Origin of the sequence: Streptomyces sp. NPDC059740 (genome assembly GCF_042733155.1) — a bacterium.
Taxonomy (GTDB): Bacteria; Actinomycetota; Actinomycetes; order Streptomycetales; family Streptomycetaceae; genus Streptomyces.
This window is the reverse complement of sequence record NZ_JBHWGP010000036.1, coordinates 1-26,774: the sequence shown is the minus strand read 5'-3', so window position 1 is coordinate 26,774 and position 26,774 is coordinate 1. Positions and strand designations below refer to the sequence as shown.

Below are 26,774 nucleotides of genomic sequence, written 5' to 3'. Positions count from 1 at the left end.
AACCACACCCGTGGGGCCCGCGACAGGGCGGCCTCGCGGCGCTGCCGCCAGGCCGTCTCGCTCCCGGCCGGCAGGCCGGGGCCCGGACGCTCCGGGCCCGGTCGACACCGCGGAGGTGGCCGACCGGTCCTGAGCCTCTGCGTGCACCGCCCCGCTGGGGCGGCGGGGTTCAGGCCGAGGCGGCCTTCTTGCCGCGGGTGGCCCCGCCGCGGCCTCGCAGCGCGACGCCCGACTCGGTCAGCATGCGATGGACGAATCCGTAGGAGCGGCCCGTCTCCTCGGCCAGCGAGCGGATGCTCGCTCCGTTGTCGTACTTCTTCTTCAGGTCTGCCGCGAGCTTCTCGCGCGCGGCGCCGGTCACCCGGCTGCCCTTCTTCAGAGTCTCGGCCACCCGTGCCTCCTCATGGGAAGTGCGCTCTGGACTCTCATGATCACCCCTTCCACGCTTCCTGGCCACCCATTCCGTCAGGTCCGTGGACCCCGGGTGGACGGACCGTGGGGGCGGCGCCGCCGCGGAGGAGGGGGTTCCGCCTCGCGTGCGGACGGGTGCCTTCCCCGGAGAGGGGGGAAACCGGCAGGTCAGGAGGGCAACCGGGCGGAGCGTGGGACTACTGGCAGTGACGGCCGCCTCGCGCGAGGGGGCTCGCCGAGGTACCAGTCGCTCTCACTCAGATGACGGATCACCTGTCCGTCGAATGATCCATCCGGGCGTCGGCGGGCGGACCCCTCGCGCCCGCACCCCCGGCCCGGCGGGCCGGGCAGGGGGTGCGGGCGCGGACGCGGGGAAGGAGCCGGACCCCGGGCGGGCCCTCGGCGGGACGCGCTCAGGCCAGCGCGACCAGGTCCGCGTAGTCCTGGCCCCAGAGGTCCTCCACGCCGTCGGGCAGCAGGATGATGCGCTCGGGCTGGAGCGCGTCCACGGCCCCCTCGTCGTGCGTCACCAGCACCACCGCGCCGGTGAAGCTGTGCAGCGCCCCGAGGATCTCCTCGCGGCTGGCCGGGTCGAGGTTGTTGGTCGGCTCGTCCAGCAGCAGCACGTTGGCCGAGGAGACGACGAGGGTGGCCAGCGCCAGGCGGGTCTTCTCACCGCCGGAGAGCACGCCGGCCGGCTTGTCGACGTCGTCGCCGGAGAAGAGGAAGGAACCCAGCGTCTTGCGGATCTCGACGAGGTCCATGTCGGGGGCGGCCGAGCGCATGTTCTCCAGGACCGTGCGGTCGGGGTCCAGCGTCTCGTGCTCCTGGGCGTAGTAGCCCAGTTTCAGGCCGTGGCCCGGCCTGACCTCGCCGGTGTCGGGGGTCTCGACACCGGCCAGGAGCCGCAGCAGCGTGGTCTTGCCGGCGCCGTTGAGGCCCAGGATGACCACGCGGGACCCCTTGTCGATGGCCAGGTCGACGTCGGTGAAGATCTCCAGCGAGCCGTAGGACTTGGACAGGCCCTCCGCCGTCAGCGGGGTCTTGCCGCAGGGCGCCGGGTCGGGGAAGCGGAGCTTGGCGACCTTGTCGGCGGCGCGCACCTCCTCCAGGCCGGCGAGCAGCTTCTCGGCGCGGCGGGCCATGTTCTGCGCGGCGACCGTCTTGGTGGCCTTGGCGCGCATCTTGTCGGCCTGCGAGTTGAGCGCGGCGGCCTTCTTCTCGGCGTTGCTCCGCTCCCGGTGGCGGCGCTTCTCGTCCGCCTCGCGCTGCTGCTGGTAGAGCCGCCAGCCCATGTTGTAGACGTCGATCACCGAGCGGTTGGCGTCGAGGTAGAAGACCTTGTTGACGACCGTCTCCACCAGGTCGACGTCGTGGGAGATGACGATGAAGCCGCCGCGGTAGGTCTTGAGGTAGTCGCGCAGCCAGGCGATGGAGTCCGCGTCGAGGTGGTTGGTCGGCTCGTCCAGCAGCAGGGTGTCGGCGTCGGAGAAGAGGATGCGGGCCAGCTCCACGCGGCGCCGCTGGCCTCCGGAGAGGGTGTGCAGCGGCTGGCCGAGCACCCGGTCGGGGAGGTTGAGGCTGGCGGCGATGGTGGCGGCCTCGGCCTCGGCGGCGTACCCGCCCTTGGTGAGGAACTCCGTCTCCAGCCGCTCGTACCGGCGCATGGCCTTCTCGCGGGTGGCGCCCTTGCCGTTGGCCATGCGGTCCTCGTCCTCACGCATCTTGCGCAGCACCTGGTCCAGGCCGCGGGCGGAGAGGACGCGGTCGCGGGCCAGGACGTCGAGGTCGCCGGTGCGGGGGTCCTGCGGGAGGTAGCCGACCTCGCCGGAGCGGGTGACGGTCCCGGCGGCCGGGATGCCCTCGCCGGCGAGGACCTTGGTGAGGGTGGTCTTGCCGGCGCCGTTGCGGCCGACGAGGCCGACGCGGTCGCCCTTGGCGACGCGGAAGGAGGCGGACTCGATGAGGACTCGGGCTCCGGCTCGCAGCTCAAGGCCGGTTGCGGTGATCACGGGACAGACTCCTGTGCGGGTAAGACGGCGGGTGGGAGGGCTGCTGTGGCGGTGGGGCGGAGCTGCCGCCCACCGTCTAATGCGCGAGGAGTGTGGCCATACCAGGGAGTCTAACGGCCCGTCGCGCGGGCGGGGGCCGACCGGGTCAGGCCCCCGCCCCCACCGGCCCGGGGCGTGCGAGCCCCCTCACGGAGCCCGCCGGGGCTCCCCCGAACGGCTGCCCGCCGGTCGCCGGGGCGCGGCGCGGGGCGCTGCACTGGGAGGGAGGCCGGAGCGACCGGCACCATCCACCGCGTGGGGCCGGGCCGGTGCCCGGTGCCGGAGGAAGGCGGACCGATGGCGGGACACGTCGACACCGCACCGAGCATGTACCCGACATTGCTGTACCGGGACGCCCGGGCGGCGATCACCCTGCTGACCGAGGCCTTCGGCTTCACCCGCAACGCCGTGTACGAGTCGGAGGACGGGTCGGTCCTGCACGCCGAGCTGAGCTACGGCAACGGTGCGGTGATGCTGGGCTCGCGGGGCCGCGGCGGGCCCTTCGACGAGGCGATGGCGGGGGCCGGGCCGGTCGGCGTCTACGTGGTGGTGCGCGACACCGACGAGCACTTCCGCCGGGCGCGGGAGGCGGGCGCGGAGATCCTGCTGGAGCCGACCAACCAGGACTACGGTTCCCGCGACTACATGGCCCGCGACCACGAGGGCAACGTCTGGAGCTTCGGCACGTACGCCCCGGCGATCGAGACGGCGGAGGACCCGGCCTCCAGCTGAGCCGGGGTCCGGGCCCGGGGCGGCGGCAGCCCCGGGCCCGGGTCACTCGGGGGTCGAACCGCCGTGGTGGACCTGGAAGGCCGCCTTGCGCACCGCCTTGGCCAGCACCGGGTCGGGGTGGGCCGCGGCCAGCGCGACCAGTACCTGGACGGTCCTGGGGTGGCCCACCGAGCGGACCTCCTCCAGCAGCCGCGGCACCGAGCCCTGCACGGCGGAGTCGAGGTGGCGGACCAGCAGCCCGCTCTCCCCGTGGTCGGCGATGGCCGCCGCGGTGTCCACCCACAGCCAGGTGGACTCCTCGCGGGTGAGGACGTCCTGCGCGTCCTCGGGGTCGCCGCCCTCGCTCTCCACCGCCAGCCACATCAGCGCGTAGGGCCGCAGCACCGGCTCCTCGACCGCCGCGCGCACCGCGCTCTCGGCGGGCCCGCCCACGACGCGCAGCGCCTCGAAGGCCAGTCCCCGCAGCAGCGCGTCCTCGCCCCTGGCGGCGGCCAGCAGCTCCTCTACGGCGCTGCCGACGGGCCGGGCGGCGAGCCAGGCCCGGTACTCGGCACGCGCCTGACCGGGGCTGATGCCGGCGCAGCCGCGGAGCATGGCCTCGGCGGACTGCTCGATGTTGCCGCCGACCGTGCTCTGGGCGGCGACGCAGATCTGCTCCAGCTTGACCCAGACCGCCCAGTTGCCCAGGGCCGTCAGGTGGGCCTCGCCCTCGGGGTAGGCGCCGGCGCCGCTGCCTTCGCGCACCACCAGCGCGCCCACGCCGGCCAGCGCCTCCAGGGCCCAGGCCAGCAGGGCCGGCAGGTCGTCGGTGGTGGCGGCGTCGGATGTCGCCGGCGGCTGGGCCGGTGCTCCGGCCGGGGCGTCGTCGGCGTAGGGCACCTCGCACCGCTCGGTGCGCAGTTCGGTGACGCGCTTCTCCAGCATGTCCAGCAGGACGGGTACGGCCACCGGGCCCGCGGAGAGGTGGAGCAGCGACAGCAGCTGCGGGACGGCCTCGACGACCTCGGCGACGGCGGCGGCGGACCGGCGGCGCGGCGCCGGCCTGGTCAGCGACCAGGCGTCGAAGAGCGCCACCCAGCCGCGCAGCGCGGCGGAGTCGTCGCGGTCCCAGGCGCGCAGGCGCCAGCCGGGCCGGGCGGTCGTGCCGTGCAGCTCGACGAGTCCGGTCAGCCGTGCCCGGTCCCAGTCCGCCCGGACCTCGCGCGGGGCCAGGCCGAGGGCCTTGGCGGCACGCCGGGCGGCGGAGTCGGGGAGGGCGCCGTCGGCCCCCGCCCGCAGGCCCGTGGGCCTGGTCTGTTCGCCGGCGGCCCACCGCGCCAGGCGGACCGGGCCGGTGAGCCCCTGCCGGGCCTGGCGTGCCAGTTCCGGCAGGGGCGGGGTGCCCTGCGGTGGTCGCGGGGCCGGGCGGCTCGGCCCGGTGCTGACCGCCCGCTGTACGGCGGAGATCGGTTGACGGGGGACGAGGCGGAGTCGGGAGTCGCGCGGGGTACGAGACGTCACAGGGGCAGTCTTCACGTTGACGCCCCGAAAGCCCAATCGGAACGCGCCGGAGGTGGTCCGGGTCCACCGCACCGGAGGAAATGACGGTGCATCGTCATCATTTGTCCGCCTGTGGCGGCCTGACGGGCCGTCTCCGCCTCCGCCGATGCCGGCCCTCCCTCACACCAGGGGGGTGAGGAAGCGGCGCAGCACCTCCTCGTAGTGCTCGGGGTCGGCGTTCCACATGGCGGCGTGCGGGGCGTGCGGGACGGTCTGGAGCGCGACGCGGGAGGGGTGGCGGGCGGCGAGGTCGCGGGAGGCCTGCCAGGGGGCGAGGGTGTCGTCGGGGCCGTGGAAGAGCAGGGTCGGCACGTCCAGTCCGGCCGCTCTCGCCAGCTCGCCCAGCTCGTCGGCGGCGACGCCGGTCATGCCCTCGGCGGCGCGGACCGCCAGCGGCAGCAGGGCGTGCGGCACGTGGCGGGCGGCGGCCAGGTTGCGCACGGTGGCACGCCAGTCCAGGACGGGTGAGTCCAGCACCAGGCCGCAGACCCGGTCGGGGTGGGCGGTGTGCAGCGCGGCCTTCAGCGCCATGGTCGCGCCGGTGGACCAGCCGTACAGGACGATCCGGCGGGCACCGTGGCGCACGGCGTGGCCGATGGCCGCCTCCACGTCTCGCCACTCGGCGGCACCGAGGTGGCTGGTGCCGTCGGCGGAGGCGGGTGCCCCGGGGTCGCCGCGGTAGGCGGGGGCGAGCACCGGCAGGTGGGCGCGGTGCAGCAGCGGCATCAGGACCATGGGGTGTTCGCGGGTGGTGGCCAGACCGTGGACGAGGATCATCCAGGTCTCACGGCTGCCGGGCAGGAACCAGGCGGGCAGCGGGCCGAGATCCCCGGCGATCTCGGCGTCGGCGCACTCGTAGCCGAAGGCGTCCCGGGGATCGCCCACGTACACCTGGGGGGTCATCCGCAGCCGGGCGCCGGGGGTCAGGGTGCCGTAGGTGACGCGTTCCAGCCGGCGGACGACCGTGTCGGGGGTGTGGACCGCGTCGCGCACCACGGGGCCGACCACCGCGTGGCAGCCCGGGCCGGCGAGGCCGTACAGGCCGGGTCGGAGCGAGGCCAGGGTGCGGGTGAGGGTGATGCGGTCCCCGCCCACCGAGTGGACGGTCAGGCGGGGGTCGCCCGGGAGGGGGTGGTCGTTCGGGGGGCGTACGGCCAGCCTCCCGGCGTACCGCCCGCCGACCGCCACCGCGGCGGCCCCGGCACCCAGCACGGTGGTGGCGGCCACGGCCGCCGTGGTTGCAGGACGCATCTTCCCGAGTGTGGTCGCAGGTCCGGGGCGCGGCCAGCCGGGGAGGGCCGGTCCGGCGTGGCGCTGCGCCGTCCGCGTGCCCGCCGGGGCGGGGCGGCCGGCCCGGGCCGCGGGGGTGCGCGGGGTGCGGCGTGCGGTGGACGGGCCGGTGGCGGGCGGGGTGCTCCGGTCGAGGCGGGTCATGGCGGTTCCGATCCGGGTGGCGGTGGCCGGGGGCCGGGACTGTCTCCTCGTGTTGCCGCTCCCGCGGGGATCATGCGGGCGTCCGCCCCCGCCAGGTCACCGCGTCCCGGGCTCGCGGGGGGCCGCACGCCCGTCGCGGGCGGCGGGGGCCTGACCGGTCGCGGGCGCGTCGGCCGTGGTGGCGGAGCCCTGGCCGTAGCCGCCGAGCTGCCGGGCGGCGTCGGCGAGCTGCCCGGGGGTGAGCAGGGTGGGGGTGCCGGGGCCGGAGCGGGCGGTGAGCCAGACCCGGCACATCCACTCCAGCTGCGCCGTGCGGTCGAAGGCCTGGTCCAGGTCGGCGCCGTAGGTGAGGGCGCCGTGGTTGCGCATCAGGCACCCGGTGCGGCCCTCCAGGGCGGTGAGCACCGCGGCGGCGAGCTCCTCGGTGCCGTACAGGGCGTAGGCCGCGGTGCGCACCGGGCCGCCGAGGTCGGCCGCCATGTAGTGGATCGGCGGCAGGACGTCGGTGAGGGTGGCGGCGGCGGTGGCGTGCACGGCGTGGGTGTGGACCACGGCGGCGGCCCGGGTGGCCCGGTAGACGGCCAGGTGGAGGGGGGCCTCGCTGGTGGGCCTGGCCTCGCCGAGCACCTGCCGCCCCGTGAGGTCCAGGCCCACGGCGTCGTGCGGGCCGAGCCGGTCGTAGGGGATGCCGCTGGGGGTGAGCAGGACGACGTCGCCCAGGCGGGCCGAGACGTTGCCGGAGGTGCCCACCACGAGGCCCTCGGCGGCGGTGCGGCGGGCGGTGGTGACCACCTGCCGCCACAGTGCGGCGAGCCGGCCGGGGTCGGGGGCCCCGGCGGTGGGGCGGGGCGCGCGGTGGTCGGCGGGCGGGTGGGTCATGGCTCCCCCGGGTGGGCTGGTACGGCTGGGTGGGCGCCGCGGCGGTGGACCGGCGCCGGGTCGCAACTATCACACCGCCGGCGACGGGTGGCGGTCCTGCGCGCGTCGGGCCGGGGGGCCGCCGGTGAACTCGGGTGAGGTGACACCGCAAGGCCCTGCCCAGTTCACCTTCAGTTCACCCTGCCTCCGTACGTTCGGTGCGACCGCACCCGACCGAACTGATTGCCTGGGGAATGGAACACATCACGCTGCTCGTCGGGGTCGTGATCGTGACCGCGTTGGTGTTCGACTTCACCAACGGCTTCCACGACACGGCCAACGCGATGGCCACGACCATCTCCACCGGTGCCATGAAGCCCAAGATCGCTGTGGCGATGTCGGCGGCACTCAACCTCGTCGGCGCCTTCCTCTCCTTGGAGGTCGCCAAGACCATCTCCGGGGGCATCATCGACGAGAGCGCGGGGGTGAGGCCCGAAGTGATCTTCGCGGGGCTCGTCGGCGCCATCGTCTGGAACCTCGTCACCTGGCTCGCCGGGCTGCCCTCCAGCTCCTCCCACGCCCTCTTCGGCGGCCTGATCGGCGCGACGCTGGTGTCGGTCGGGGCGGACGGCGTCCACGCCGGCGCGGTGGTGACGAAGGTCGTCCTGCCGGCCGTCGCCGCCCCCGTGGTGGCCGGACTGGCCTCGCTGCTGGCGACCCGCCTCACCTACCGCCTGACGCGGGGGCGCGCCGAGGAGGACACGGCGGGCGGCTACCGCGCCGGCCAGGTCGCCTCCGCCGCGCTGGTCTCCCTGGCCCACGGCACCAACGACGCGCAGAAGACCATGGGTGTGATCACGCTGGCGCTGATCACCGGCGGGGTGATCGCCCCGCAGGCCGATCCGCCGGTGTGGGTCGTGGTCTCCGCGGCCCTCGCCATCGCGCTGGGCACCTACCTGGGCGGCTGGCGCATCATCCGCACCCTGGGCAAGGGCCTCACCGACATCCGTCCGCAGCAGGGCTTCGCCGCGCAGACCAGTGCGGCGATCACCATCCTCTCCTCCTCCCACCTCGGCTTCGCGCTCTCCACCACGCAGGTGTGCACCGGCGCCGTCATGGGCTCGGGGCTGGGCCGCGCCGGCGGTGTGGTGCGCTGGTCGACCGCGACGCGCATGGTGGTGGCCTGGGTCGTGACGCTGCCGGCCGCGGGCCTGGTGGCGGCGGGCGCCGCGCTGCTGGCCGACCGGGGGCCGCTGGGCGTCACCGCGGTCGCCGCCCTGGCCGCCGCGGTGTGCGTGACGATCTGGGTGCTGGCCCGCCGCCGGCCGGTGACCGTCGAGAACGTCACCGAGGACGCGGCCGGGGAGCCGGAGCCCGCCGGGGTGGTCACCGCCGCCCTGCGCACCGTCTCGCCGCCGCCGGTGGTCCTGCCGGCCCCGGCGCCGGCCCAGGTCTCCGTACCTGCGCCGGCCGCGGCTCAGGCGGAGGCGGCCCCGGCGCTGTCCGTGCGTCCCGTCGACGGCGTGCCGCTCGCCCCGGCCGCCTCCACCCACTGACCGGCCGCACCGAAGGAGAAACCCCGTGCACGGCATCGAGATCGACTGGGCCGCCCTCGGCCGCGTCTTCGGCACCAGCGTGGTGCTGGCGGTGGCCCTGGTGGGCCTGTTCACCGCCGGCATCGTCGGCGCCTCCCGCCGGACCTCGTCCGAGGGCGGCGCCGCCGCCGGCCCGGTGGCGCGCGTCGGCGCGTACGCGGCCTTCGCCGTCTGCGCTGCTGCCGTGGCCTACGGCATCTACGTCGTGGTCGCCTGACGCCGCACCAGCCGCCCCGGCCGCCCCTCGTGCAGGGGCGGCCGTCGTGCGTTCCGGGTTCCCGCCCCCGCTGACGCAGGTCAACAGCGAGTTGACGGGCGTTCTCGGGGCGTGGTGGACTGCCGGGGCCATTCGGCGACAGATGAGGAAGTCCGGTGCGAATCCGGCGCGGTCCCGCCACTGTCACCGGGGAGCGCCTCCGCACCGCACGGCCACGACCCGTCCAGGAACGGGTGGGAAGGCCGCGGAGAGACGCCGATCCGGGAGCCAGGAGACTCATGTCGCCGTCACGTCGAGCCAGGGCGCGGACCCTGAGTGAGGACCCTCGCGAGCATGCTGCCCGGACCAGGAACCAGCCCCCCGCCGCACTGCCCGCTGCGAGGCGTGACGGCGGTGTGAGGTGAGTCGGAGCGCACATCTGGCGCACGGCTGCGGCACCGCCCTCGGCTTCGTCGCCGACGCGGTGTTCGCCGACCCCCGGCGCGGCCACCCGGTGGCGGCCTTCGGATCTCTGGCGGGTGCGCTGGAGCGCCGGCTGTGGCGTGACCACCGCGGCGCGGGCGCCCTGCACACCCTGCTGTGCGCGGGCGGGACGGCGCTGGGCGCGACGGCGGTGACGCGTGCCGTGCGCGGCCGCGGCGCCGCGCACCTGGCGCTGAGCGCCGCCACCACCTGGGCGGTGCTGGGGGGCGCTTCGCTGGGCCGGGAGGCGCGGGCCGTCGGCGACGCGCTGAGCAGCGGCGACCTGGCGGCGGCCCGGGCGCGCCTGCCGCACCTGTGCGGCCGCGACCCGCAGGCGCTGGACGCCGAGGAGATCGCCCGTGCGGTGGTGGAGTCCGTCGCCGAGAACACCTCCGACGCCGTCGTCGGCGCCCTGGTGTGGGGGGCGCTGGCCGGGGTCCCGGGCCTGGCGGCCTTCCGCGCCGTCAACACGCTCGACGCGATGGTCGGTCACCGCTCCCCTCGCCACCTGCGGTTCGGCTGGGCCGCGGCGCGCCTGGACGACCTGGCCGGCCTGCCCGGCTCGCGGCTGACCGCGGCGCTGACGGTCGCGGTCGGCCCGGACCGCGGCGGCGCCTGGCGGACCTGGCGCGCCGACGGCCACCGCCACCCCAGCCCCAACGCGGGCCCGGTGGAGGCCGCGTTCGCCGGGGCGCTCGGCGTACGGCTGGGCGGCACCCTGGCCTACCGGGGGCGTATCGAGCACCGTCCGGTCCTGGGCGGGGAGCGGGGCCGGCCGGTGGCGGTCGGCGACATCGCACGCGCGGTGCGGCTCTCGCGCCGGGTGGGTGCGGGCGCGCTGCTGGTCACCCTGGCGGCGCGCCCCGCGCTGGCCGCGGTGGCGCGGCGGGTCACCGGCGCGGGCCGGGGCAGCGGATCACGCGGGAGGCAGCGGTGAGGGTCGGACAGGGCGGAGCGCAGGGGCTGGGCGGCGGGTTGCTGGTCGCCGGGACGACCTCGGACGCCGGCAAGAGCGTGGTGACGGCCGGCATCTGCCGGTGGTTGGCGCGCGAGGGCGTGTCGGTGGCGCCGTTCAAGGCACAGAACATGTCGCTGAACTCCTACGTGACGCGGGAGGGCGCGGAGATCGGCCGTGCGCAGGCGATGCAGGCCGCCGCGGCCCGCGTGGAGCCCAGTGCGCTGATGAACCCGGTGCTGCTCAAGCCCGGCGGGGACCGCAGCAGCCAGGTGGTGCTGCTGGGCCGCCCGGTGGGCGAACTCAGCGCCCGCGGCTACCACGAGGGGCGGCAGGAGACGCTGCTGGGCACCGTCACCGACTGCCTGGAGCAGCTGCGGCGCACCCACGACGCGGTGGTCTGCGAGGGCGCGGGCAGCCCGGCCGAGATCAACCTGCGCCGCACCGACATCGTCAACATGGGTCTGGCGCGGGCGGCGCGGCTGCCGGTGGTGGTGGTCGGCGACATCGACCGGGGCGGGGTGTTCGCCTCGTTCTTCGGCACCACCGCGCTGCTCAGCCCCGAGGACCAGGAGCTGGTGGCCGGCTACCTGGTCAACAAGTTCCGCGGTGACGTGAGCCTGCTGGAGCCGGGCCTGGCGATGCTGCGGTCGCTGACCGGCCGGGCGACCTTCGGGGTGCTGCCGTTCCGGCACGGGCTGGGCATCGACGAGGAGGACGGGCTGAGGGTGTCGCTGCGGGGCGCGGTGCGCGAGTCCGTGGTGGCCCCGCCGCACGGGAGCGACGTGCTGCGGGTCGCGGTGGCCGCGGTGCCGCTGATGTCGAACTTCACCGACGTGGACGCGCTGGCCGCCGAACCCGGCGTGGTGGTGCGGTTCGTGGACCGGCCCGAGGAGCTGGCCGACGCCGACCTGGTGGTGCTGCCCGGCACCCGGGCGACGGTGCGGGCGCTGGCCTGGCTGCGTGAGCGGGGCCTGGCCGGCGCCCTCGCCCGCCGCGCCGCCGAGGGCCGCCCGGTGCTGGGGATCTGCGGCGGCTTCCAGGCGCTGGGCACCCGCATCGAGGACGAGGTGGAGTCGCGGCAGGGCGTCGTGGACGGTCTGGGACTGCTGCCGGTGCGGGTGCGGTTCGCCGCCGAGAAGACCCTGGCCCGGCCGGTCGGCGAGGCGCTGGGCGAACGCGTCGAGGGCTACGAGATCCACCACGGCGTGGCGCAGGTCGAGGGCGGCGACGAGCCGTTCCTGGACGGCTGCCGGGTGGGTGCGGTGTGGGGCACGCACTGGCACGGCTCCCTGGAGAGCGACGGTTTCCGCCGGGCGTTCCTGCGGCAGGTGGCCGCCGCGGCCGGCCGTGACTTCGTCCCCGCGCCCGACACCAGCTTCGGCCGGCTGCGCGAGGAGCAGCTCGACCTGCTGGGCGACCTGATCGCCGAACACGCCGACACCGACGCCCTGTTGCGCCTGATCGAGAAGGGCGTGCCGGTGGGGCTGCCGTTCGTGCCGCCCGGTGCCCCCTGATGGCGGCGGCCGCCCCGCCGCTCCCCCGGCCGCCCGCCCCCGCCCGATCCGCCTCCCCGCCGAGGCAGCCCCGACCCACCGACGACGCCCAGGAGGCCCCCGCATGACCGCTCCGCAGGCCCAGGTGCCCGCCAGCCGCAACGGCGGCGTACCGGCGGCACCCGCCACGGGCACCCCGCAGTACCCGTTCACCGCCGTCGTCGGCATGGCCGACCTGCGGCTGGCGCTGCTGCTCAACGCGGTCTCCCCCGCGGTGGGCGGGGTGCTCGTGCGGGGCGAGAAGGGCACCGCCAAGTCCACGGCGGTGCGCGCCCTCTCGGCGCTGCTGCCGCCCGTGGCGGTGGTGGCGGACTGCCGCTTCTCCTGCGACCCCGCCGCCCCCGACCCGCTCTGCCCCGACGGGCCGCACCCCGAGGTGCGGGCGGTGGACCGGCCGGCGCGCATGGTGGAGCTGCCCGTCGGTGCCTCGGAGGACCGGCTGGTGGGGGCGCTGGACATCGAGCGCGCGCTGTCGGAGGGCGTGAAGGCCTACCAGCCGGGGCTGCTGGCCGAGGCACACCGCGGACTGCTCTACGTCGACGAGGTCAACCTCCTCCACGACCACCTGGTGGACCTGCTGCTGGACGCGGCGGCCATGGGCGCCTCGCACGTCGAGCGCGAGGGCGTCTCGGTGCGGCACGCTGCCAGGTTCCTGCTGGTGGGCACCATGAACCCGGAGGAGGGCGAGCTGCGGCCGCAGCTCCTGGACCGGTTCGGCCTGACGGTGGAGGTGGCCGCCTCCCGGGACCCCCGGGAGCGGGCCGAGGTGGTGCGGCGCCGGCTGGCCCACGACGCCGACCCGGCCGCCTTCGCCGCCGCCTGGGCCGCGCAGGAGGCGGAGCTGCGGGAGCGCGTGGTGCGGGCCCGCGCGCTGCTGCCGAAGGTGGCGCTGAGCGACCGGCGGCTGCGGCAGATCGCGGCGACCTGCGCGGCCTTCGAGGTGGACGGGATGCGCGCCGACATCGTCGTGGCCCGCACCGCGACGGCGCTGGCGGCGTGGGACGGGCGCGAGGAGGTGCTGACCGCGGACGTGCGGCAGGCGGCGCTGCTGGCGCTCCCCCACCGCCGGCGCCGCAACCCCTTCGACGCGCCCGGCCTGGACGAGGAGAAGCTCGACCGCGCCCTGGAGGAGTTCGACGAGGACGACGAGGGGCCCGACGACGACGGCCCCGACGGTCCCGGCGGCGGCCCGCAGGGCCCCGCCGAGGACGGCCCCGGCGGCGACGCCCCCGAGGGCGGCGCGCAGGACACCTCCCCTTCGCAGGCCCCGGAGCAGCCCGGCCCCGCCCCGCGCGGGGCCGGGGAGGCGGGCCCCGGGACGGGAGGCGGGGACACCGCGCAGGAACCGGCCGATGCACCTGAGCCCGCCTCCGGTGAGGAGGCCGGGCAGGGCTCGGCCGCGCCGGCGGCGGGCGCCGCCGAGCAACCGGCCGTCGCCGCGCACGAGCCGTTCCGCACCCGCCGGCTGGACGTGCCGGGACTGGGTGAGGGCGCCGACGGCCGGCGCTCCAGGGCCCGTACGGCGCACGGGCGGACCACCGGCGCCCGCCGGCCGCGCGGCGCGCTGGGCCGGCTGCACCTGGCGGCGACCGTGCAGGCCGCAGCTCCCCACCAGCGGGCCAGGGGCCGCAGCGGCACCGGGCTGGTGCTGCGCCGCGACGACCTGCGGGAGGCGGTGCGCGAGGGCCGGGAGGGCAACCTCGTACTGTTCGTCGTCGACGCCTCCGGGTCGATGGCGGCGCGCCGGCGCATGGGCGCGGTCAAGGGCGCGGTGCTCTCGCTGCTGCTCGACGCCTATCAGCGGCGCGACAAGGTCGGGCTGGTCACCTTCCGCGGCTCGGGCGCGGAGCTGGCGCTGCCGCCGACCTCCTCGGTGGAGGCCGGCGCCGCACGGCTGGAGCGGCTGCCCACCGGGGGCCGCACACCGCTGGCCGCCGGGCTGCTGCGCGCCCACGAGGTGCTGCGGGTGGAGCGGATGCGCGACCCCTCGCGCCGTCCGCTGCTGGTCGTGGTCACCGACGGCCGGGCCACCGGCGGCCCCGAGCCGCTGTCCCGGGCGGCCCGGGCCGCCTCGCTGTTCGCCGCGGACGGTACCGCCTCGGTGGTCGTGGACTGCGAGAGCGGCCCGGTCCGCCTGGGCCTGGCCGCCGAACTGACCCGGTCCCTGCAGGGCACCCTCGTCACCCTCGACGAGCTGCGCGCCGACAACGTCACCTCCCTGGTCCACTCGGTGCGCGGGCACCGCGTGGCCGCCTGAACCCCCACCCACCGCCCCGCTCCCGCTCAGGAGGAACCGCCATGCCACAGGGACAGCCGTCGGTCGTACCGGACGACGGGCTCACCACACGTCAGCGCCGCAACCGTCCGCTGGTGCTGGTCCACACCGGTGCCGGCAAGGGCAAGTCGACTGCGGCCTTCGGGCTGGCGCTGCGCGCCTGGAACCAGGGCTGGCCCGTCGGGGTGTTCCAGTTCGTGAAGTCGGCCAAGTGGAAGGTCGGCGAGGAACGGGCGCTGCGGGTGCTCGGGGCCTCCGGCGAGGGCGGCACCGTCGACTGGCACAAGATGGGCGAGGGCTGGTCCTGGGTCCAGCGCGACCTGGCGAGCAGCGAGGAGGCGGCCCGGGAGGGCTGGGAGCAGGTCAAGCGGGACCTGGCTGCCGAGACCTACCGGCTGCTGGTGCTCGACGAGTTCGCCTACCCGATGCACTGGGGCTGGGTGGACGCCGAGGAGGTCGTGGCGGTGCTGCGGGACCGGCCCGGCACCCAGCACGTGGTGATCACCGGGCGCAACGCGCCGGCAGCGCTGTGCGAGGCGGCCGACCTGGTCACCGACATGTCGAAGGTCAAGCACCCGATGGACGCGGGTCAGAAGGGCCAGCGGGGCATCGAGTGGTGAACGCGGTGTCACGGCGGCGCCGGCGGGCGGTCGCCCGATGACCGCCGCCGGCGCGGTGCCCCGGCTGGTGGTGGCGGCGCCGTCCTCGGGCAGCGGCAAGACGACGGTGGCCACCGGCCTCATGGCGGCCTTCACCCGCGCGGGGCTGACGGTCTCGCCGCACAAGGTGGGGCCGGACTACATCGACCCCGGCTACCACACGCTGGCGGTGGGCGGCGCCCGGCCGGGCCGCAACCTGGACGCCTACCTGTGCGGCACCGAGCGGCTGGCCCCGCTGTTCCTGCACGGTGCGGCCGGCGCGGACCTCGCGGTGGTCGAGGGCGTGATGGGGCTGTTCGACGGGGCCGCGGGCCAGGGCGAGACGGCCTCGACCGCGCAGGTGGCCAAGGTGCTGCGGGCGCCGGTGGTGCTGGTCGTCGACGCTTCCTCGCAGTCGCGGTCGGTGGCGGCGCTGGTGCACGGCTTCGCCTCCTGGGACCCCCAGGTGCGACTGGCCGGCGTCATCCTCAACAAGGTCGGCTCGGACCGGCACGAGGCGATGCTGCGCGAGGCCATGGCCGAGACGGGTGTGCCGGTGATGGGCGTGCTGCGGCGCGCCGGCGAGCTGCGCACCCCCTCGCGCCACCTGGGGCTGGTGCCGGTGGCCGAGCGCCGGCAGGAGGCCGTGGAGTCCGTCGAGGAGCTGGCCGAGCGGGTGCGCGCGGGCTGCGACCTGCCGGCGCTGCTGGCGCTGGCGCGCAGCGCCCCGCCGGTCGCCGGGCAGGCGTGGGACCCGCGGGCGGAGGTGGCCGGCTCCGGGTCTGCCGGTGCGGGCGACTCGGCACCGGGCGGGACAAAGCGGCCGGTGGTCGCCGTGGCGGGCGGCCCCGCCTTCACCTTCTGCTACGCGGAGCACGCCGAGCTGCTGGCGGCGGCGGGCGCGCAGGTCGCGGTCTTCGACCCGCTGCGGGACGAGCAGCTGCCGGCGGGGACGCGCGCGGTGGTCGTCGGCGGCGGCTTCCCCGAGGTCTACGCCTCCGAGCTGTCGGCCAACGCGCCGCTGCGGGCGCAGGTGGCGGCCCTCGCCGCTGCCGGCGCCCCGGTGGCCGCCGAGTGCGCGGGCCTGCTGTACCTGGCGCGTTCGCTGGACGGCCTGCCGATGTGCGGGGTGCTGCCGGCCGAGGGCGCGATGTCGGCCCGGCTGACGCTGGGCTACCGGGAGGCGGTGGCGCTGCACGACGGCGTGCTCGCCGCGGCCGGGACGCGGACCCGCGGCCACGAGTTCCACCGCACGGTGCTGGAGCCGGGCAGCGGTGCCACGCCCGCCTGGGGACTCACCTGGGGCGGGGAGCGCCGCGAGCGCCGCACCGAGGGGTTCGTCCAGGGCGGCGTGCACGCTTCCTACCTGCACCTGCACTGGGCGGCGACGCCGTCCGCGGCGGGGCGCCTGGTGGCCCGGGCCGCCGCCGTACCGCTCGCCCCGGCCGGGTGAGCGGGCCGCCGTGCACTCAGCCCGCGATCCCCACGACCAGCCAGATGAAGGCCACGCCGCCCACGGTGCACAGCAGCGTGGAGATGGCCGGGTGGTCGTGGTGGGCCTCGGGGAGGATGTCGGAGGTCGCCAGGTAGAGCAGGACGCCGCCGAAGAAGCCGAGGTAGAGGCCGAGGGGCATGGCCGGGAGGCTGACGAAGAGGGTCGCGGCGGCGCCGAGGATCGGGGCGAGGGCGTCCGCGCCGAGCATGAGGTAGGCGCGGTGCCGGGCGTTCCCGTACAGGCTGGTGATGGTGTACGTGTTGAAGCCGTCGGCGAAGTCGTGGGCGATGACGGCGAGGGCGACCGCGACGGCCATCTCCTGCCCCACCTGGTAGGCCAGTCCGATGGCGAAGCCGTCCATGACGCTGTGGACCACCATGGCGGTGGCGGCGGTCAGGCCCACCTGCGGCACGCGTTCGTCGGGGTCCATGCCGTGCGCGGCCTTGCGGACCGCCAGCAGCCGTTCGAGGGCGTGCGCGGCGAGGAACCCCAGGACGAAGCAGAGGAGCGCGGCGGGGACGCCGGAGACCTGCTGGCCGGCGGAGTCCAGGGCCTCGGGCAGCAGGTCCAGGCCCACCACGCCGAGCATCAGGCCGCCCGCCAGCCCGAGGATGAGGTGCCTGCGGTCGGTGACGCGGCGGGCCACGAGGCCGCCGACCAGCGTCATCATGCAGGCGCCCAACGCTATGACCACGGGCACGGCCCCACCTCGACTTCCTGTTCTGCGTACGCGTCCGCCACGCCCGGCGCGGCCTGGCCGGTACCGGGATGTCCGGGGGTGTGGGGCACGCATCCGGACGACGACGGCCGTCACCACCTGCTTAACGGTCCCCGCCACCTCACGCACGCCCTGCGTCGTCACCGAGCGTGGCGGGAGCCCGTCGCGGCGCCACGGCAGGGCGCGGGCGGTGCGGGGCGTGGGGAGGCGGCGGCGCGGCGGCGGACGGAGGCCCTCCGCGCCGAAGCCGCCCCCCAGCCTCCCACGGCCCACCCGGTCGGCGACGCCCGGGCCCGGGCCCCGGCACCGGTGGGGGCCGCTCCGGCCGGCGCACCGCGACCGCATCCCTCCCCCGGTCCGCCGGTGCTGGTGGTGGGGCTCGGTGCCCGTCCCGGCGCCTCGGCCGAGGAGGCGGAGGCGCTGGCCGCCGAGGCCTTGCGGGAGGCGGCGCGGGCGCTGGGCCGCCCGGGTGGTGTGGGAGCGGGTGCGGCCGGCGGTCCGCTCGCCGCGTTCGCGGGGCAGGTCGCCCTGGTCGCCACCCTCGCGCGGCGGGCCGGCGAACCCGCGGCCATCGCGGTGGCCGCGCGGCTCGGCGCCGGCCTGCGGGGGTGGCCGGCCGAACGGCTCGCCCGCGTCGAGGTGCCCCACCCGGCCGGGCGGACCCGTGCGGCGGTGGGCACCCGGGCGGTGGCGGAGGCCGCGGCGCTGCTGGCCGCCGGGCCCGGCGCGCGGCTGCTCGTCCCCAAGCGGACCCTGCCGCTGCCCGGCCGGACCGCGATGGTGACCTGCGCGGTGGCCTGCACGGCGGGGGCGGGGCGGGGCCCGGGGTGAGCTGGGACGCGGGCCGGTGCGCGGAGTCCGGGCGGGTGCGGGAGCGGTCGCCGCGCGCCGCGCTACCGGCCGGGGCTGCCCGGTCCGTTTCCCGGGGGCTGGCGGCGGGACTGCCGGACGGTCATGGCAGGCTGCTTCGCGGTGATCATCCGTTCGGGCGACCACCGTGTCCTGGCCCGGCAGAGAAGGGGAGCCGCCCGTGACGCACACCCACCCGCACCGCCGCCGCGCACCGCGTCCCGCTGCCCTCGCCGCTGCGCCGGGCCGTGCCGCCCGCCGGGAAGGGCCCGCGGGGGCGGGCCGCAGGACACTGCACGCCACACGCACCAAGGAGCAGCCTTGACCACGCCTCCCGACGCCCCTCCGCTGCCGCCCGCCCTGCTCGTGGTGGCCGACGTCGACGACCGTCAGGAGGTCTCGGTGCCCGGCTGGGTCCGTGGCACACCGCCGCCGCCCACCGGCCGGGCCCCGGACGCCGACGCTCCCACCGGCCGGCAGGCGTTCGCGGACTTCGTCCGGCGGCTGGCGGCCGACCACCCCGAGCTGCGGGTCACCGGGCTGCTCGCCACTGACGGCCGGGCGGCGCTGGAGTCCGCGGTGACCGGGCTCGTCGACCAGGGCGTGCGCCGGGTGGTCACCGTCCCGCTGACCCTGGCCGGCACCGCCGCGCGGCTGGGCGGGGAGGACGGGGAGGCGCAGCGGCTGGCGCACGCCGCGCTGCGCTCGCAGGCGCGGACCGCCCCCGGCTTCCGGTACGTGTGCCGTCCTGCGCTGGGCCCGCATCCCGCGCTGCTGCGCCTGCTGGAGCGGCGGTTGGACCAGGTGCTGGGCGGTACCGGGCGCTCGTTGCGGGAGCGGGCACAGACGACCGTCCTGCTGGTGGGGCGCGGCTCCGCCGATCCGGACGAGAACGCCGAGGTCTTCCGGGCGGCCCGGCTGCTGTGGGAGGGCCGGGGCTTCGCGGGTGTGGAGACCGCGTTCGTGTCGCTGACCGGCCCGGACGTGCCCACCGGCCTGGACCGGTGCCTGCGGTTGGGGGCCCGCCGGGTCGTGGTCCTGCCCTACGAGCTGCTGGACGGCCGGCACAGCGAGCGGACGCGGCTGCAGGCGGAGGGCTGGGCTGCCGCACACCCCGACGCGGACGTGCGGTGCGCCGGCAGCATGGGGCTGGGCGAGGAGGTGGCGCAGGCCGTGCTGGCCACCTACCGGGCCGCCCTGGCCGGCGGGTTGGCGGAGGGCCGGCCGCCGGAGGTGTTCACCCCGGGGCCCGCCGAGGCACCGCACCCGGTGGCGCCGCGGTCGGGCGGCGGGGCCGGGGCGCACCCCGGCGCGGAGGCACCGGTGCCGGTGGCGGAGGATGGCGGTTCCTTCTTTCCGGGGAGCTGAGTCCGTCGCCGTCAGAGGAATCCGAGATGCGCCCTCCCGCCGACCGAAGGCCGGCCGACCGGCCCGCCGCCCCGCAGCCGGCCACCACCGCCGGGCCCGGCCTGCCACTTCCGGACGGGGTGGTGCACGGCTGCGGGTTCGACCTGCGTCACCACGGGGACGCCGAGGTGCGGGCCGCCGTGGAGCGGGGCGAGGTCACCGACCTGGCCGTCAACGTCCGCGCCGGCACCCCGCCGGCCTGGCTGCGGGAGCGGCTGGCCGCTTCCCTGGCCGGCCTCGCCGCCTACCCCGACGCGCGGGCGGCGCGGGCGGCGGTCGCCCGCCGGCACGGTGTCGCGGTGGAGCGGGTGCTGCTGACCGCGGGTGCGGCGGAGGCGTTCGTGCTGCTGGCCCGCGCGGTGCGGGCGACCCGGCCGGTGGTGGTGCACCCGCAGTTCACCGAGCCGGAGGCGGCGTTGCGCGACGCCGGGCACGAGGTGCGCCGGGTGGTGCTGCGGGAGAGGGACGGTTTCCGGCTCGCGCCCGGGGACGTGCCGCACGACGCGGACCTGGTCTTCGTCGGCAACCCGACCAACCCGACCTCCGTGCTGCACCCGGCGGCGACCCTGACGGCGCTGGCCCGGCCCGGGCGCACGCTGGTGGTCGACGAGGCGTTCATGGACGCGGTGCCGGGAGAGACCCAGTCGCTGGCCTCGGCGGTGGACGTGCCGGGCCTGGTGGTGCTGCGCAGCCTCACCAAGACGTGGGGGCTGGCGGGGCTGCGGGTGGGGTACGTGCTGGCCGAGCCGGAGACCGTCGAGGTGCTGGAACGGGCCCAGCCGCTGTGGCCCGTCTCCTCCCCGGCGCTGGCCGCAGCCGAGGCGTGCTGCGAGCCGGCGGCTCTGGCCGAGGCCTCGGCGGCCGCCGAGGCGACGGCCGCCGACCGGCTCCACCTGCTGCGCGTGCTGGCCCGGTTCCAGGCGCGGGGCGTGGCGGTGGTGACGCCGCCCGCGGGCCCGTTCGTGCTGCTCCGGGTGGCCGGCGCCGCCGCGGTGCGGGACCGGCTGGCGGACCTGGGGTTCGCGGTCCGCAGGGGCGACACCTTCCCCGGGCTCGGCCCCGACTGGCTGCGGCTGGCGGTGCGCGACCCGGCGACCACCGACCGGTTCGCCGCGGCGCTGGCGGCGGCACTGGCCTGAGACGGCCCCGGGCCGGCACTGGCCCGGGGCGGGTCCGCCTCCGGCCGCTTCCGGTGGCGTCGGGGCCCGCCGCCGCGGACCGTCACCGCGCCCCGGCCCCCTCCTCCGGGGCGTGGCGGCGCGGTCCGCGGCGGCCGGTCGGGGCCCGGCTCAGTCGCGGGCGGCCGCTGCTGCGCGGCGGCGCCGGGTGGCGGCCAGGGCGCCGCCGCCGAGGGCGAGCAGTAGTGCCGCGCCCCCGGCCAGGTAGGGCGTGGTGGAGCCGGCGCCGGTCTCGGCGAGCTCCGGGGACGCCTCCTGACGGGCGGCCGTCTGGGGCCGGGTGCCGCCGGCAGCGGAGGCGCTCGGCTTCGGCGTGGGGCTCGCGACCGGCGCCGGGTCGGCCGCCTTCGCGGGCGCGGTGCAGGTGGCCTGCGCCAGCGTCACCCGGCCGCTGACCTCGGCGACGTTGAGCTTGAGCGGGTTGACCTCGACGGACAGGTCCAGGGCGGCGGCCGCCGCGGTGGTCGAGGTGGTGCTGTGCCTGGCGAGGTCGAGCCGGACGTGCCCGATGCCGGGGACGTCGAGGGCGGTGGTGCCGGCGGTGCTGACGGTGACCTTCCTGCCCAGGACGCGCACGGTGGCCGGCAGCTGGGCGTCGGCCTTCGGGCGGGCCCCGGCGCGGCACTCGACACTCGCCTTCACTGCGTCGACCTCCACGAGGGAGAGCAGCGGCAGGCCGGGCAGGTGGACCCTGGCGTGGGCGAGTTCGCTGGAGGCGGTGGCTGCGCCGCGGTCGACGTCGGCGGCGGCGGTGGCCACGTCGGCCCGCAACACGTTGAACGGCTTGTTCCCCTCGACGCCGTCGAGGCGGGCGCTGAGGCTGGTCTGCCGGGCACTGCGGGGCGCGCTGACCGCGTTGAGCGTGAGGTTCAGCGGGAGGTCGATCTTCTTGTCGAGCAGCCCGACGTCGAGGCCGGCGCGGAGCACGGCGGCGCTCGCCGCACCGCGTGCGCCGTGCGAGCCGTCGGCGAGGGCGGGTGTGGCGCCCAGGAGGCCGGCGGGTACGGCGACCAGGGCGAGGGTGGCGCCGAGGGCTGCGCCGCGGCGTACCGGGGCGGCGGGGAGGGCGGTGGGACGCACGGCCGGCCGGGCGGCCCGTCGGGTGGATCTGATGGACACGGGTGTGGAACCCCCACGTGAGGAACGGGCGTCGCCGGCCGCGCCAATGGGGGACATCGCGGGGCCGACGACAACGACCCGCACATCGTGTACGCACTGAGGGTGAACAGTGGAGGACGTTGCGTCAGTTCACTCCAACAGGTGGTTTCTGGTCGAAAGTTCGAGTACGGGACGGGGAACCGTCTTCGTCCACCCGGCGTCCCGTCCCACCCCTTGGGATGCTCCATCCCTCGCGTGACCTGGGCTTGGGCAGTCACGGCGGTGATGGCTAGGGTGCGGCCATGCCAACCGAACAACAGGGCGAGTCGCCTCAGGAGACCGCGGCGGCCGGCACGTCCGCAGCGGCGACCGGCGCCTTCCCGCACCTCCCCACCCCCACCGAGCCCCCCGTCACCGAGCAGGGCGGGGGCGCACCCTCCGAGCTGCCGGCCACCGAACGGGCGGCCCGGCGCGCGGTGACCGTCTTCCCGGTGCTGGTCCTGGTGGCCGGTGCCGCCGGGCTGATCCGGCCCGGGGCCTTCTCCGGCTGGGCGCCGGCGACGCCGTGGCTGCTCGGGGTGGTCATGTTCTCGATGGGGCTGACCCTGACGCTCCCGGACTTCACGGCCGTGGCCCGGCGGCCCTGGGCCGTGGGGCTGGGGCTGGTCGCCCACTACGTGATCATGCCGGGGCTCGGCTGGCTGGTGGCCACTGTGCTCGACCTGCCGCCGCAGCTCGCTGCCGGCGTGATCCTGGTGGGCTGCGCGCCCAGCGGCACCGCGTCCAACGTCGTGACGTTCCTGGCGCGCGGCGACGTCGCCCTGTCGGTGTCGGTGGCCACGGTCTCGACCGTCCTGGCGCCGCTGGTCACGCCGCCGCTGACGCTGCTGCTGGCCGGCCAGTTCCTGGACGTGGACGCGGGCTCCATGGTCACCGACATCCTCAAGACGGTGCTGCTGCCGGTGGTCGCCGGCCTGGTGGTGCGGCTGGTGGCCGGGCGCCTGGTGGTGCGGGTGCTGCGGGCGCTGCCCTGGGTCTCCGCGGTGACCATCGCGCTGATCGTGGTGACCGTGGTCTCGGGCAGCGCCGACCAGATCCGGGGCGCGGCGGGCATGGTGCTGCTGGCCGTCGTCCTGCACAACGGCCTCGGGCTGGCGCTGGGCTACGGTGCGGGTGCGCTGGCCAGGCTGGGGCGCCCGGCGAGCCGGGCCATGGCCTTCGAGGTGGGCATGCAGAACTCGGGCCTGGCCGCCTCGCTGGCCACCGCGCACTTCAGCCCCGCCGCCGCGCTGCCGGCCGCGGTCTTCTCGGTCTGGCACAACGTCTCCGGCGCGGTGGTCGCCGCCTGGATGGCGCGGGGCGCGCGGCGCGGCGCACAGGCCCCCGCAGCCACCCTGGAGGACTGAGAGGTCGCTCGCCCCGCTCGGCGGGCGGCCGGGGGCGCGGCGCCGAGGCCGCGCCCCGACGCGTTCGAGCAGGCCGTCCGGTGTGCAGACCCGGGGCCTGCGGCCCTGGCCCTCAGGCCACCATCCGCCCGCGCAGCACCACGTGCCGCGGGTCGGCCAGCACGCCCACGTCCTGGCGGGGGTCGGCCGGGTAGACCACGAAGTCCGCCTCGGCGCCCTCGGTGAGCGCGGGCCGCCCGAGCCAGGCCCGGGCGCCCCAGGTCGCGGCCGACAGCGCGTCCGGTACGGGGATGCCGGCGCGGACCAGCTCGGCCACCTCCTCGGCGATCAGCCCGTGCGCGATGCCGCCGCCGGCGTCGGTACCGGCGTACACCGCGATCCCCGCGTCCCAGGCGTTGCGGACGGTCTCGTGGCGGCGGGCATGCAGGCGCCGCATGTGGTCCGCCCAGCGGGGGAACTTCTGCTCGCCGCCGGCGGCCAGGCGCGGGAAGGTGGCGGTGTTGACCAGCGTGGGCACGATGGCCACCCCGCGTTCGGCGAAGAGCGGGATCGTCCGGTCCGTCAGCCCGGTGGCGTGCTCGATGCAGTCGATGCCGGCCTCCACCAGCGGGGCCAGGGACTCCTCCGCGAAGCAGTGGGCGGTCACCCGCGCCCCCAGCCGGTGGGCCTCCGCGATCGCCGCCGCCACGGCGCCGGGCGGCCAGCACGCGGCGAGGTCGCCCTGCTCGCGGTCTATCCAGTCCCCCACGAGCTTGACCCAGCCGTCGCCGCGCCGGGCCTCGCGGGCCACGTAGGCGACCAGGTCCCCCGGCTCGATCTCGTGCGCGTAGTTGCGGATGTAGCGGCGGGTGCGGGCGATGTGCCGGCCGGCGCGGATGATGCGGGGCAGATCCTCCCGCTCGTCGATCCAGCGGGTGTCGGCGGGGGAGCCCGCGTCGCGGATCAGCAGGGTGCCGGCGTCCCGGTCGGCCAGGGCCTGCTTCTCACTGGTGGCCTCGTCCACCGCGCCGTGGGCGTCCAGCCCCACGTGGCAGTGGGCGTCCACCATGCCCGGCAGCACCCAGCCCTCGGTGTGGAGGACCTCGCGGGCCCCGCTCGGCGGTGTGAAGGTGATGCGGCCGCCGACGACCCAGAGGTCGCCCACCGCCTCGTGCGGGCCGGTGAGGACCGTGCCACGGACGTGCAGCACGGGTTGCGGGGACGCGCCAGGGCTCTCAACCATGGCCGCACTGTATGCGCAGCCCCGCGGCGCCGGGGCCGCACCCCGCGCCGGCGGCCGGCCGGGGAAGGCGCCCGCACCCCGCGCCGGAAGTGAGCCGTCCCACGCTCCGGTTGCGTATACAGGAATTCTGTGCGCCCCTTATCGCGCCCTCGCGCGCCCGTATGCACATTCACGCGTCCCTTGCGTCCACGCGTCTTTGACGAAGCCCCACCGACACACTCACAACACAATTCCCTTTTCTTGGCCAGTGCAGCTTCCCGTAACCGCTTCTGCCCGCTTTCCCGAGGGCTAAACACCCCTGTTCGGAACCTTGTCGAGAGGCGTTACAGCCGCGTCAGGCTTCGTTACAGACATGTGACCGACTCCACACAGAGCCCGTTTTGCCCGGATATATACGGGCAAAATCGCCTGAGCGACGGGGTCTCACGCGGACGCGCGCCCGCGCGATAACACAGAAAGGAGCTCAACGTAACCCCACCTCGCGATGCGGTTTCACTTCTTGCTGGGTAAATTCAATTTCCATGACCGCCGCACAAGCAGACCGTGCAAGTGCCCGAGGCGAAATCAGAGAAATGCCTGAGGGCTTCAAGCTCGACACCCCACGCGCGGAGGACGGAGCCACGATCTGGCGCATAGCGCGCGACTCACAGGTTCTGGACCTGAACTCCTCCTACAGCTACCTGCTGTGGTGCCGTGACTTCGCCGCCACCTCCGTCGTCGCCCGCGACGCACACGGAGAGCCGGCGGCGTTCGTCACCGGCTACGTCCGCCCCGACCGCCCCGACACACTCGTGATCTGGCAGGTCGCCGTCGACGACGCGTACCGCGGCCACGGTCTGGCCGCAGCCCTCCTCGACGGGCTCGCCTTCCGCGTGGCGCGGGAGCGGGGCGTGACCTACCTGGAGACGACGGTCACCTCGAGCAACACCCCGTCCAACAGGCTGTTCGCCTCGTTCGCCGCGCGACACGGGGCGCAGCACCGCCGCGAGGAGCTCTTCACCGAGGACCTCTTCCCCGAGAAGGGGCACGAGGCCGAGCTGCTGCACCGCATTGGCCCGTTCGCTCCCGACGAGCCGCCCGGCTGATTCACGGGGACGCGCCGCGCCCGTCACCGGGGCCGGCGGCCACCGCACCACCCGGACCGTTCCGGAGCGCCCTGACGCCCGTCCGGTCCGCGGCCGCGGTACCAGCCCGCCCCCGGAAGTACCGCGAGCGCTCTCCTCACCCTCACGTCCCCTCCGTCACGCCACCCCACACTCCCAGGAGCACGCAGTGACCATCACCCAGCCGGACCTCAGCGTCTTCGAGACCGTCGAGTCGGAGGTGCGCAGCTACTGCCGCAGCTGGCCCACCGTGTTCGACCGCGCACAGGGCAGCACCATGACCGACGAGGACGGTCACACCTACCTCGACTTCTTCGCCGGCGCCGGGTCGCTCAACTACGGCCACAACAACCCGGTCCTGAAACGGGCGCTGATCGACTACATCGAGCGGGACGGCGTCACGCACGGTCTGGACATGTCGACCACCGCCAAACGCGCCTTCCTGGAGAAGTTCCAGGAGATCATCCTGCGCCCCAGGGACCTGCCGTACAAGGTCATGTTCCCGGGCCCGACGGGCACCAACGCCGTCGAGGCGGCGCTGAAGCTGGCCCGCAAGGTCAAGGGGCGCGAGTCGATCGTCTCCTTCACCAACGCCTTCCACGGCATGTCGCTGGGCTCCCTCGCGGTGACCGGCAACGCCTTCAAGCGGGCGGGCGCCGGCATCCCGCTGGTGCACGGCACCCCGATGCCCTTCGACCACTACCTGGACGGGCAGTACCCGGACTTCCTGTGGTTCGAGCGCCTCCTGGACGACCAGGGCTCCGGCCTGAACCGCCCGGCCGCCGTCATCGTGGAGAGCGTGCAGGGCGAGGGCGGCATCAACGTGGCGCGCCCCGAGTGGCTGCGCGCGCTGGCCGACCTGTGCCACCGCAAGGACATGCTGCTCATCGTCGACGACATCCAGATGGGCTGCGGCCGCACCGGTGCCTTCTTCTCCTTCGAGGAGGCCGGCATCGTCCCCGACATCGTCACGGTGTCCAAGTCCATCAGCGGCTACGGGCTGCCGCTGGCGCTCACCCTGTTCAAGCCGGAGCTGGACGTCTGGGAGCCGGGCGAGCACAACGGCACCTTCCGCGGCAACAACCCGGCCTTCGTCACCGCCGCCGCGGCGCTGGAGACGTACTGGGCGGACGGGCAGATGGAGAAGCAGACCATCGCCCGCGGCGAGATCATCGAGACCGGGCTGCGCGCCATTGTCGAGGAGCACCCGGAGCTGGAGGGCCACTACCGGGGCCGCGGCATGGTGTGGGGTCTGGAGTTCCCCGCCAAGGACCGGGCCGGCCGCATCGCCAAACGCGCCTTCGAGCTGGGGCTGCTCATCGAGACCTCCGGCCCGGAGAGCGAGGTCGTCAAGCTCCTGCCGGCGCTGACCACCAGCCCCGAGCAGCTCGACGAGGGGCTGCGCATCCTCGCCCGCGCGGTCCGCGAGACCGCCTGACACCCTCTCGTCCCACGCCGCGCGCCGCTACCGGGCGTTGCCGCGGCTGACGGGGGCAGGTGTCCCGGAAGGGCATCAGCCCACGTCGTAGAAGGAAGACCTCCCTGGGGGTGGGGGTGCCGGACGCTGCGAGGCTG

22 protein-coding genes and 1 riboswitch are annotated in these 26,774 nt (G+C 76.1%); of the genes, 14 read left to right on the top strand and 8 right to left on the bottom strand.

Features of this window, described 5'->3' with window-relative positions; translation table 11 throughout:
- Positions 1–169: 169 nt before the first annotated feature.
- On the bottom strand, positions 170–391 hold the full coding sequence (locus tag ACFV3R_RS28655; protein WP_385589168.1) for a helix-turn-helix domain-containing protein: 222 nt from the start codon (positions 389–391) through the stop codon (positions 170–172).
- A 433-nt stretch (positions 392–824) separates the two neighbouring features.
- Positions 825–2,423 carry an ABC-F family ATP-binding cassette domain-containing protein gene (locus tag ACFV3R_RS28650; RefSeq protein WP_385589166.1) on the bottom strand — a complete coding sequence of 533 codons (1,599 nt, stop codon included), beginning with the start codon at positions 2,421–2,423 and terminating at the stop codon, positions 825–827.
- A 336-nt stretch (positions 2,424–2,759) separates the two neighbouring features.
- Between ACFV3R_RS28650 and ACFV3R_RS28645 the strand changes: the two genes are divergently transcribed.
- Positions 2,760–3,194, top strand: coding sequence for a VOC family protein (locus ACFV3R_RS28645; protein WP_385589164.1), 435 nt, complete (start codon positions 2,760–2,762; stop codon positions 3,192–3,194).
- A 42-nt stretch (positions 3,195–3,236) separates the two neighbouring features.
- On the opposite strand, the gene ACFV3R_RS28640 is transcribed toward ACFV3R_RS28645, so the two are convergent.
- From ACFV3R_RS28640 to ACFV3R_RS28630, 3 genes are all read right to left on the bottom strand, one after another.
- The gene (locus ACFV3R_RS28640) at positions 3,237–4,694 is read right to left on the bottom strand and encodes a hypothetical protein (protein WP_385589162.1); all 1,458 of its coding nucleotides are present in this window, start codon (positions 4,692–4,694) and stop codon (positions 3,237–3,239) included.
- Between the two features lie 159 nt (positions 4,695–4,853).
- Entirely contained in the window at positions 4,854–5,984 is a 1,131-nt protein-coding gene (locus ACFV3R_RS28635; RefSeq protein ID WP_385589160.1) for an alpha/beta hydrolase, read from the bottom strand.
- 279 nt (positions 5,985–6,263) lie between these two features.
- Positions 6,264–7,046 (bottom strand): class II aldolase/adducin family protein, encoded by a 783-nt coding sequence (locus tag ACFV3R_RS28630; protein ID WP_385589158.1) that lies wholly within the window; start codon positions 7,044–7,046, stop codon positions 6,264–6,266.
- 233 nt (positions 7,047–7,279) lie between these two features.
- Between ACFV3R_RS28630 and ACFV3R_RS28625 the strand changes: the two genes are divergently transcribed.
- The 7 genes from ACFV3R_RS28625 (at position 7,280) to ACFV3R_RS28595 (ending at position 16,176) form a co-directional block, all read left to right on the top strand.
- Positions 7,280–8,581, top strand: a complete 1,302-nt coding sequence (locus ACFV3R_RS28625; protein ID WP_385589156.1) for an anion permease — start codon at positions 7,280–7,282, stop codon at positions 8,579–8,581.
- A 34-nt stretch (positions 8,582–8,615) separates the two neighbouring features.
- Positions 8,616–8,837: a hypothetical protein gene (locus ACFV3R_RS28620; RefSeq protein WP_385589255.1), complete on the top strand. Its 222-nt coding sequence runs from the start codon at positions 8,616–8,618 to the stop codon at positions 8,835–8,837.
- 142 nt (positions 8,838–8,979) lie between these two features.
- Positions 8,980–9,115: riboswitch (cobalamin riboswitch) on the top strand.
- Between the two features lie 122 nt (positions 9,116–9,237).
- Positions 9,238–10,236: a cobalamin biosynthesis protein gene (locus ACFV3R_RS28615; protein WP_385589154.1), complete on the top strand. Its 999-nt coding sequence runs from the start codon at positions 9,238–9,240 to the stop codon at positions 10,234–10,236.
- On the top strand, positions 10,233–11,771 hold the full coding sequence (locus tag ACFV3R_RS28610) for a cobyric acid synthase (protein ID WP_385589152.1): 1,539 nt from the start codon (positions 10,233–10,235) through the stop codon (positions 11,769–11,771). The genes ACFV3R_RS28615 and ACFV3R_RS28610 overlap by 4 nt, the downstream gene beginning before the upstream one ends.
- Positions 11,772–11,976: 205 nt before the next feature.
- Positions 11,977–14,067 (top strand): putative cobaltochelatase, encoded by a 2,091-nt coding sequence (locus ACFV3R_RS28605; protein ID WP_385589253.1) that lies wholly within the window; start codon positions 11,977–11,979, stop codon positions 14,065–14,067.
- A gap of 41 nt (positions 14,068–14,108) precedes the next feature.
- On the top strand, positions 14,109–14,705 hold the full coding sequence (gene cobO / locus ACFV3R_RS28600; protein ID WP_385589150.1) for a cob(I)yrinic acid a,c-diamide adenosyltransferase: 597 nt from the start codon (positions 14,109–14,111) through the stop codon (positions 14,703–14,705).
- 37 nt (positions 14,706–14,742) lie between these two features.
- A complete protein-coding gene (locus tag ACFV3R_RS28595; protein WP_385589148.1) occupies positions 14,743–16,176 on the top strand; it encodes a cobyrinate a,c-diamide synthase in 1,434 nt (477 codons plus the stop codon).
- 16 nt (positions 16,177–16,192) lie between these two features.
- Here the strand turns inward: ACFV3R_RS28595 and ACFV3R_RS28590 are convergent, their stop codons facing one another.
- A complete protein-coding gene (locus ACFV3R_RS28590) occupies positions 16,193–16,918 on the bottom strand; it encodes a ZIP family metal transporter (RefSeq protein ID WP_385589146.1) in 726 nt (241 codons plus the stop codon).
- A 381-nt stretch (positions 16,919–17,299) separates the two neighbouring features.
- Between ACFV3R_RS28590 and ACFV3R_RS28585 the strand changes: the two genes are divergently transcribed.
- The 3 genes from ACFV3R_RS28585 (at position 17,300) to cobC (ending at position 20,331) form a co-directional block, all read left to right on the top strand.
- On the top strand, positions 17,300–17,767 hold the full coding sequence (locus ACFV3R_RS28585) for a cobalamin biosynthesis protein (protein ID WP_385589144.1): 468 nt from the start codon (positions 17,300–17,302) through the stop codon (positions 17,765–17,767).
- A gap of 339 nt (positions 17,768–18,106) precedes the next feature.
- A complete protein-coding gene (locus ACFV3R_RS28580; RefSeq protein WP_385589142.1) occupies positions 18,107–19,153 on the top strand; it encodes a sirohydrochlorin chelatase in 1,047 nt (348 codons plus the stop codon).
- Positions 19,154–19,179: 26 nt separating this feature from the next.
- Positions 19,180–20,331, top strand: coding sequence for an Rv2231c family pyridoxal phosphate-dependent protein CobC (gene cobC, locus ACFV3R_RS28575; RefSeq protein WP_385589140.1), 1,152 nt, complete (start codon positions 19,180–19,182; stop codon positions 20,329–20,331).
- 150 nt (positions 20,332–20,481) lie between these two features.
- Here cobC and ACFV3R_RS28570 read toward each other — a convergent pair whose 3' ends face one another.
- A complete protein-coding gene (locus tag ACFV3R_RS28570; RefSeq protein WP_385589138.1) occupies positions 20,482–21,489 on the bottom strand; it encodes an SCO1860 family LAETG-anchored protein in 1,008 nt (335 codons plus the stop codon).
- A gap of 281 nt (positions 21,490–21,770) precedes the next feature.
- Here ACFV3R_RS28570 and ACFV3R_RS28565 point away from each other — a divergent pair, with 281 nt between their 5' ends.
- Positions 21,771–22,874, top strand: a complete 1,104-nt coding sequence (locus tag ACFV3R_RS28565) for a bile acid:sodium symporter family protein (protein WP_385589136.1) — start codon at positions 21,771–21,773, stop codon at positions 22,872–22,874.
- A 112-nt stretch (positions 22,875–22,986) separates the two neighbouring features.
- Here ACFV3R_RS28565 and ACFV3R_RS28560 read toward each other — a convergent pair whose 3' ends face one another.
- A complete protein-coding gene (locus tag ACFV3R_RS28560) occupies positions 22,987–24,096 on the bottom strand; it encodes an amidohydrolase family protein (protein WP_385589135.1) in 1,110 nt (369 codons plus the stop codon).
- Positions 24,097–24,668: 572 nt separating this feature from the next.
- On the opposite strand from ACFV3R_RS28560, the gene ectA reads away from it, so the two are divergent.
- A complete protein-coding gene (ectA, locus tag ACFV3R_RS28555) occupies positions 24,669–25,181 on the top strand; it encodes a diaminobutyrate acetyltransferase (protein ID WP_385589133.1) in 513 nt (170 codons plus the stop codon).
- Between the two features lie 187 nt (positions 25,182–25,368).
- Positions 25,369–26,637 carry a diaminobutyrate--2-oxoglutarate transaminase gene (ectB, locus tag ACFV3R_RS28550; protein WP_385589131.1) on the top strand — a complete coding sequence of 423 codons (1,269 nt, stop codon included), beginning with the start codon at positions 25,369–25,371 and terminating at the stop codon, positions 26,635–26,637.
- Positions 26,638–26,774 lie beyond the last annotated feature (137 nt).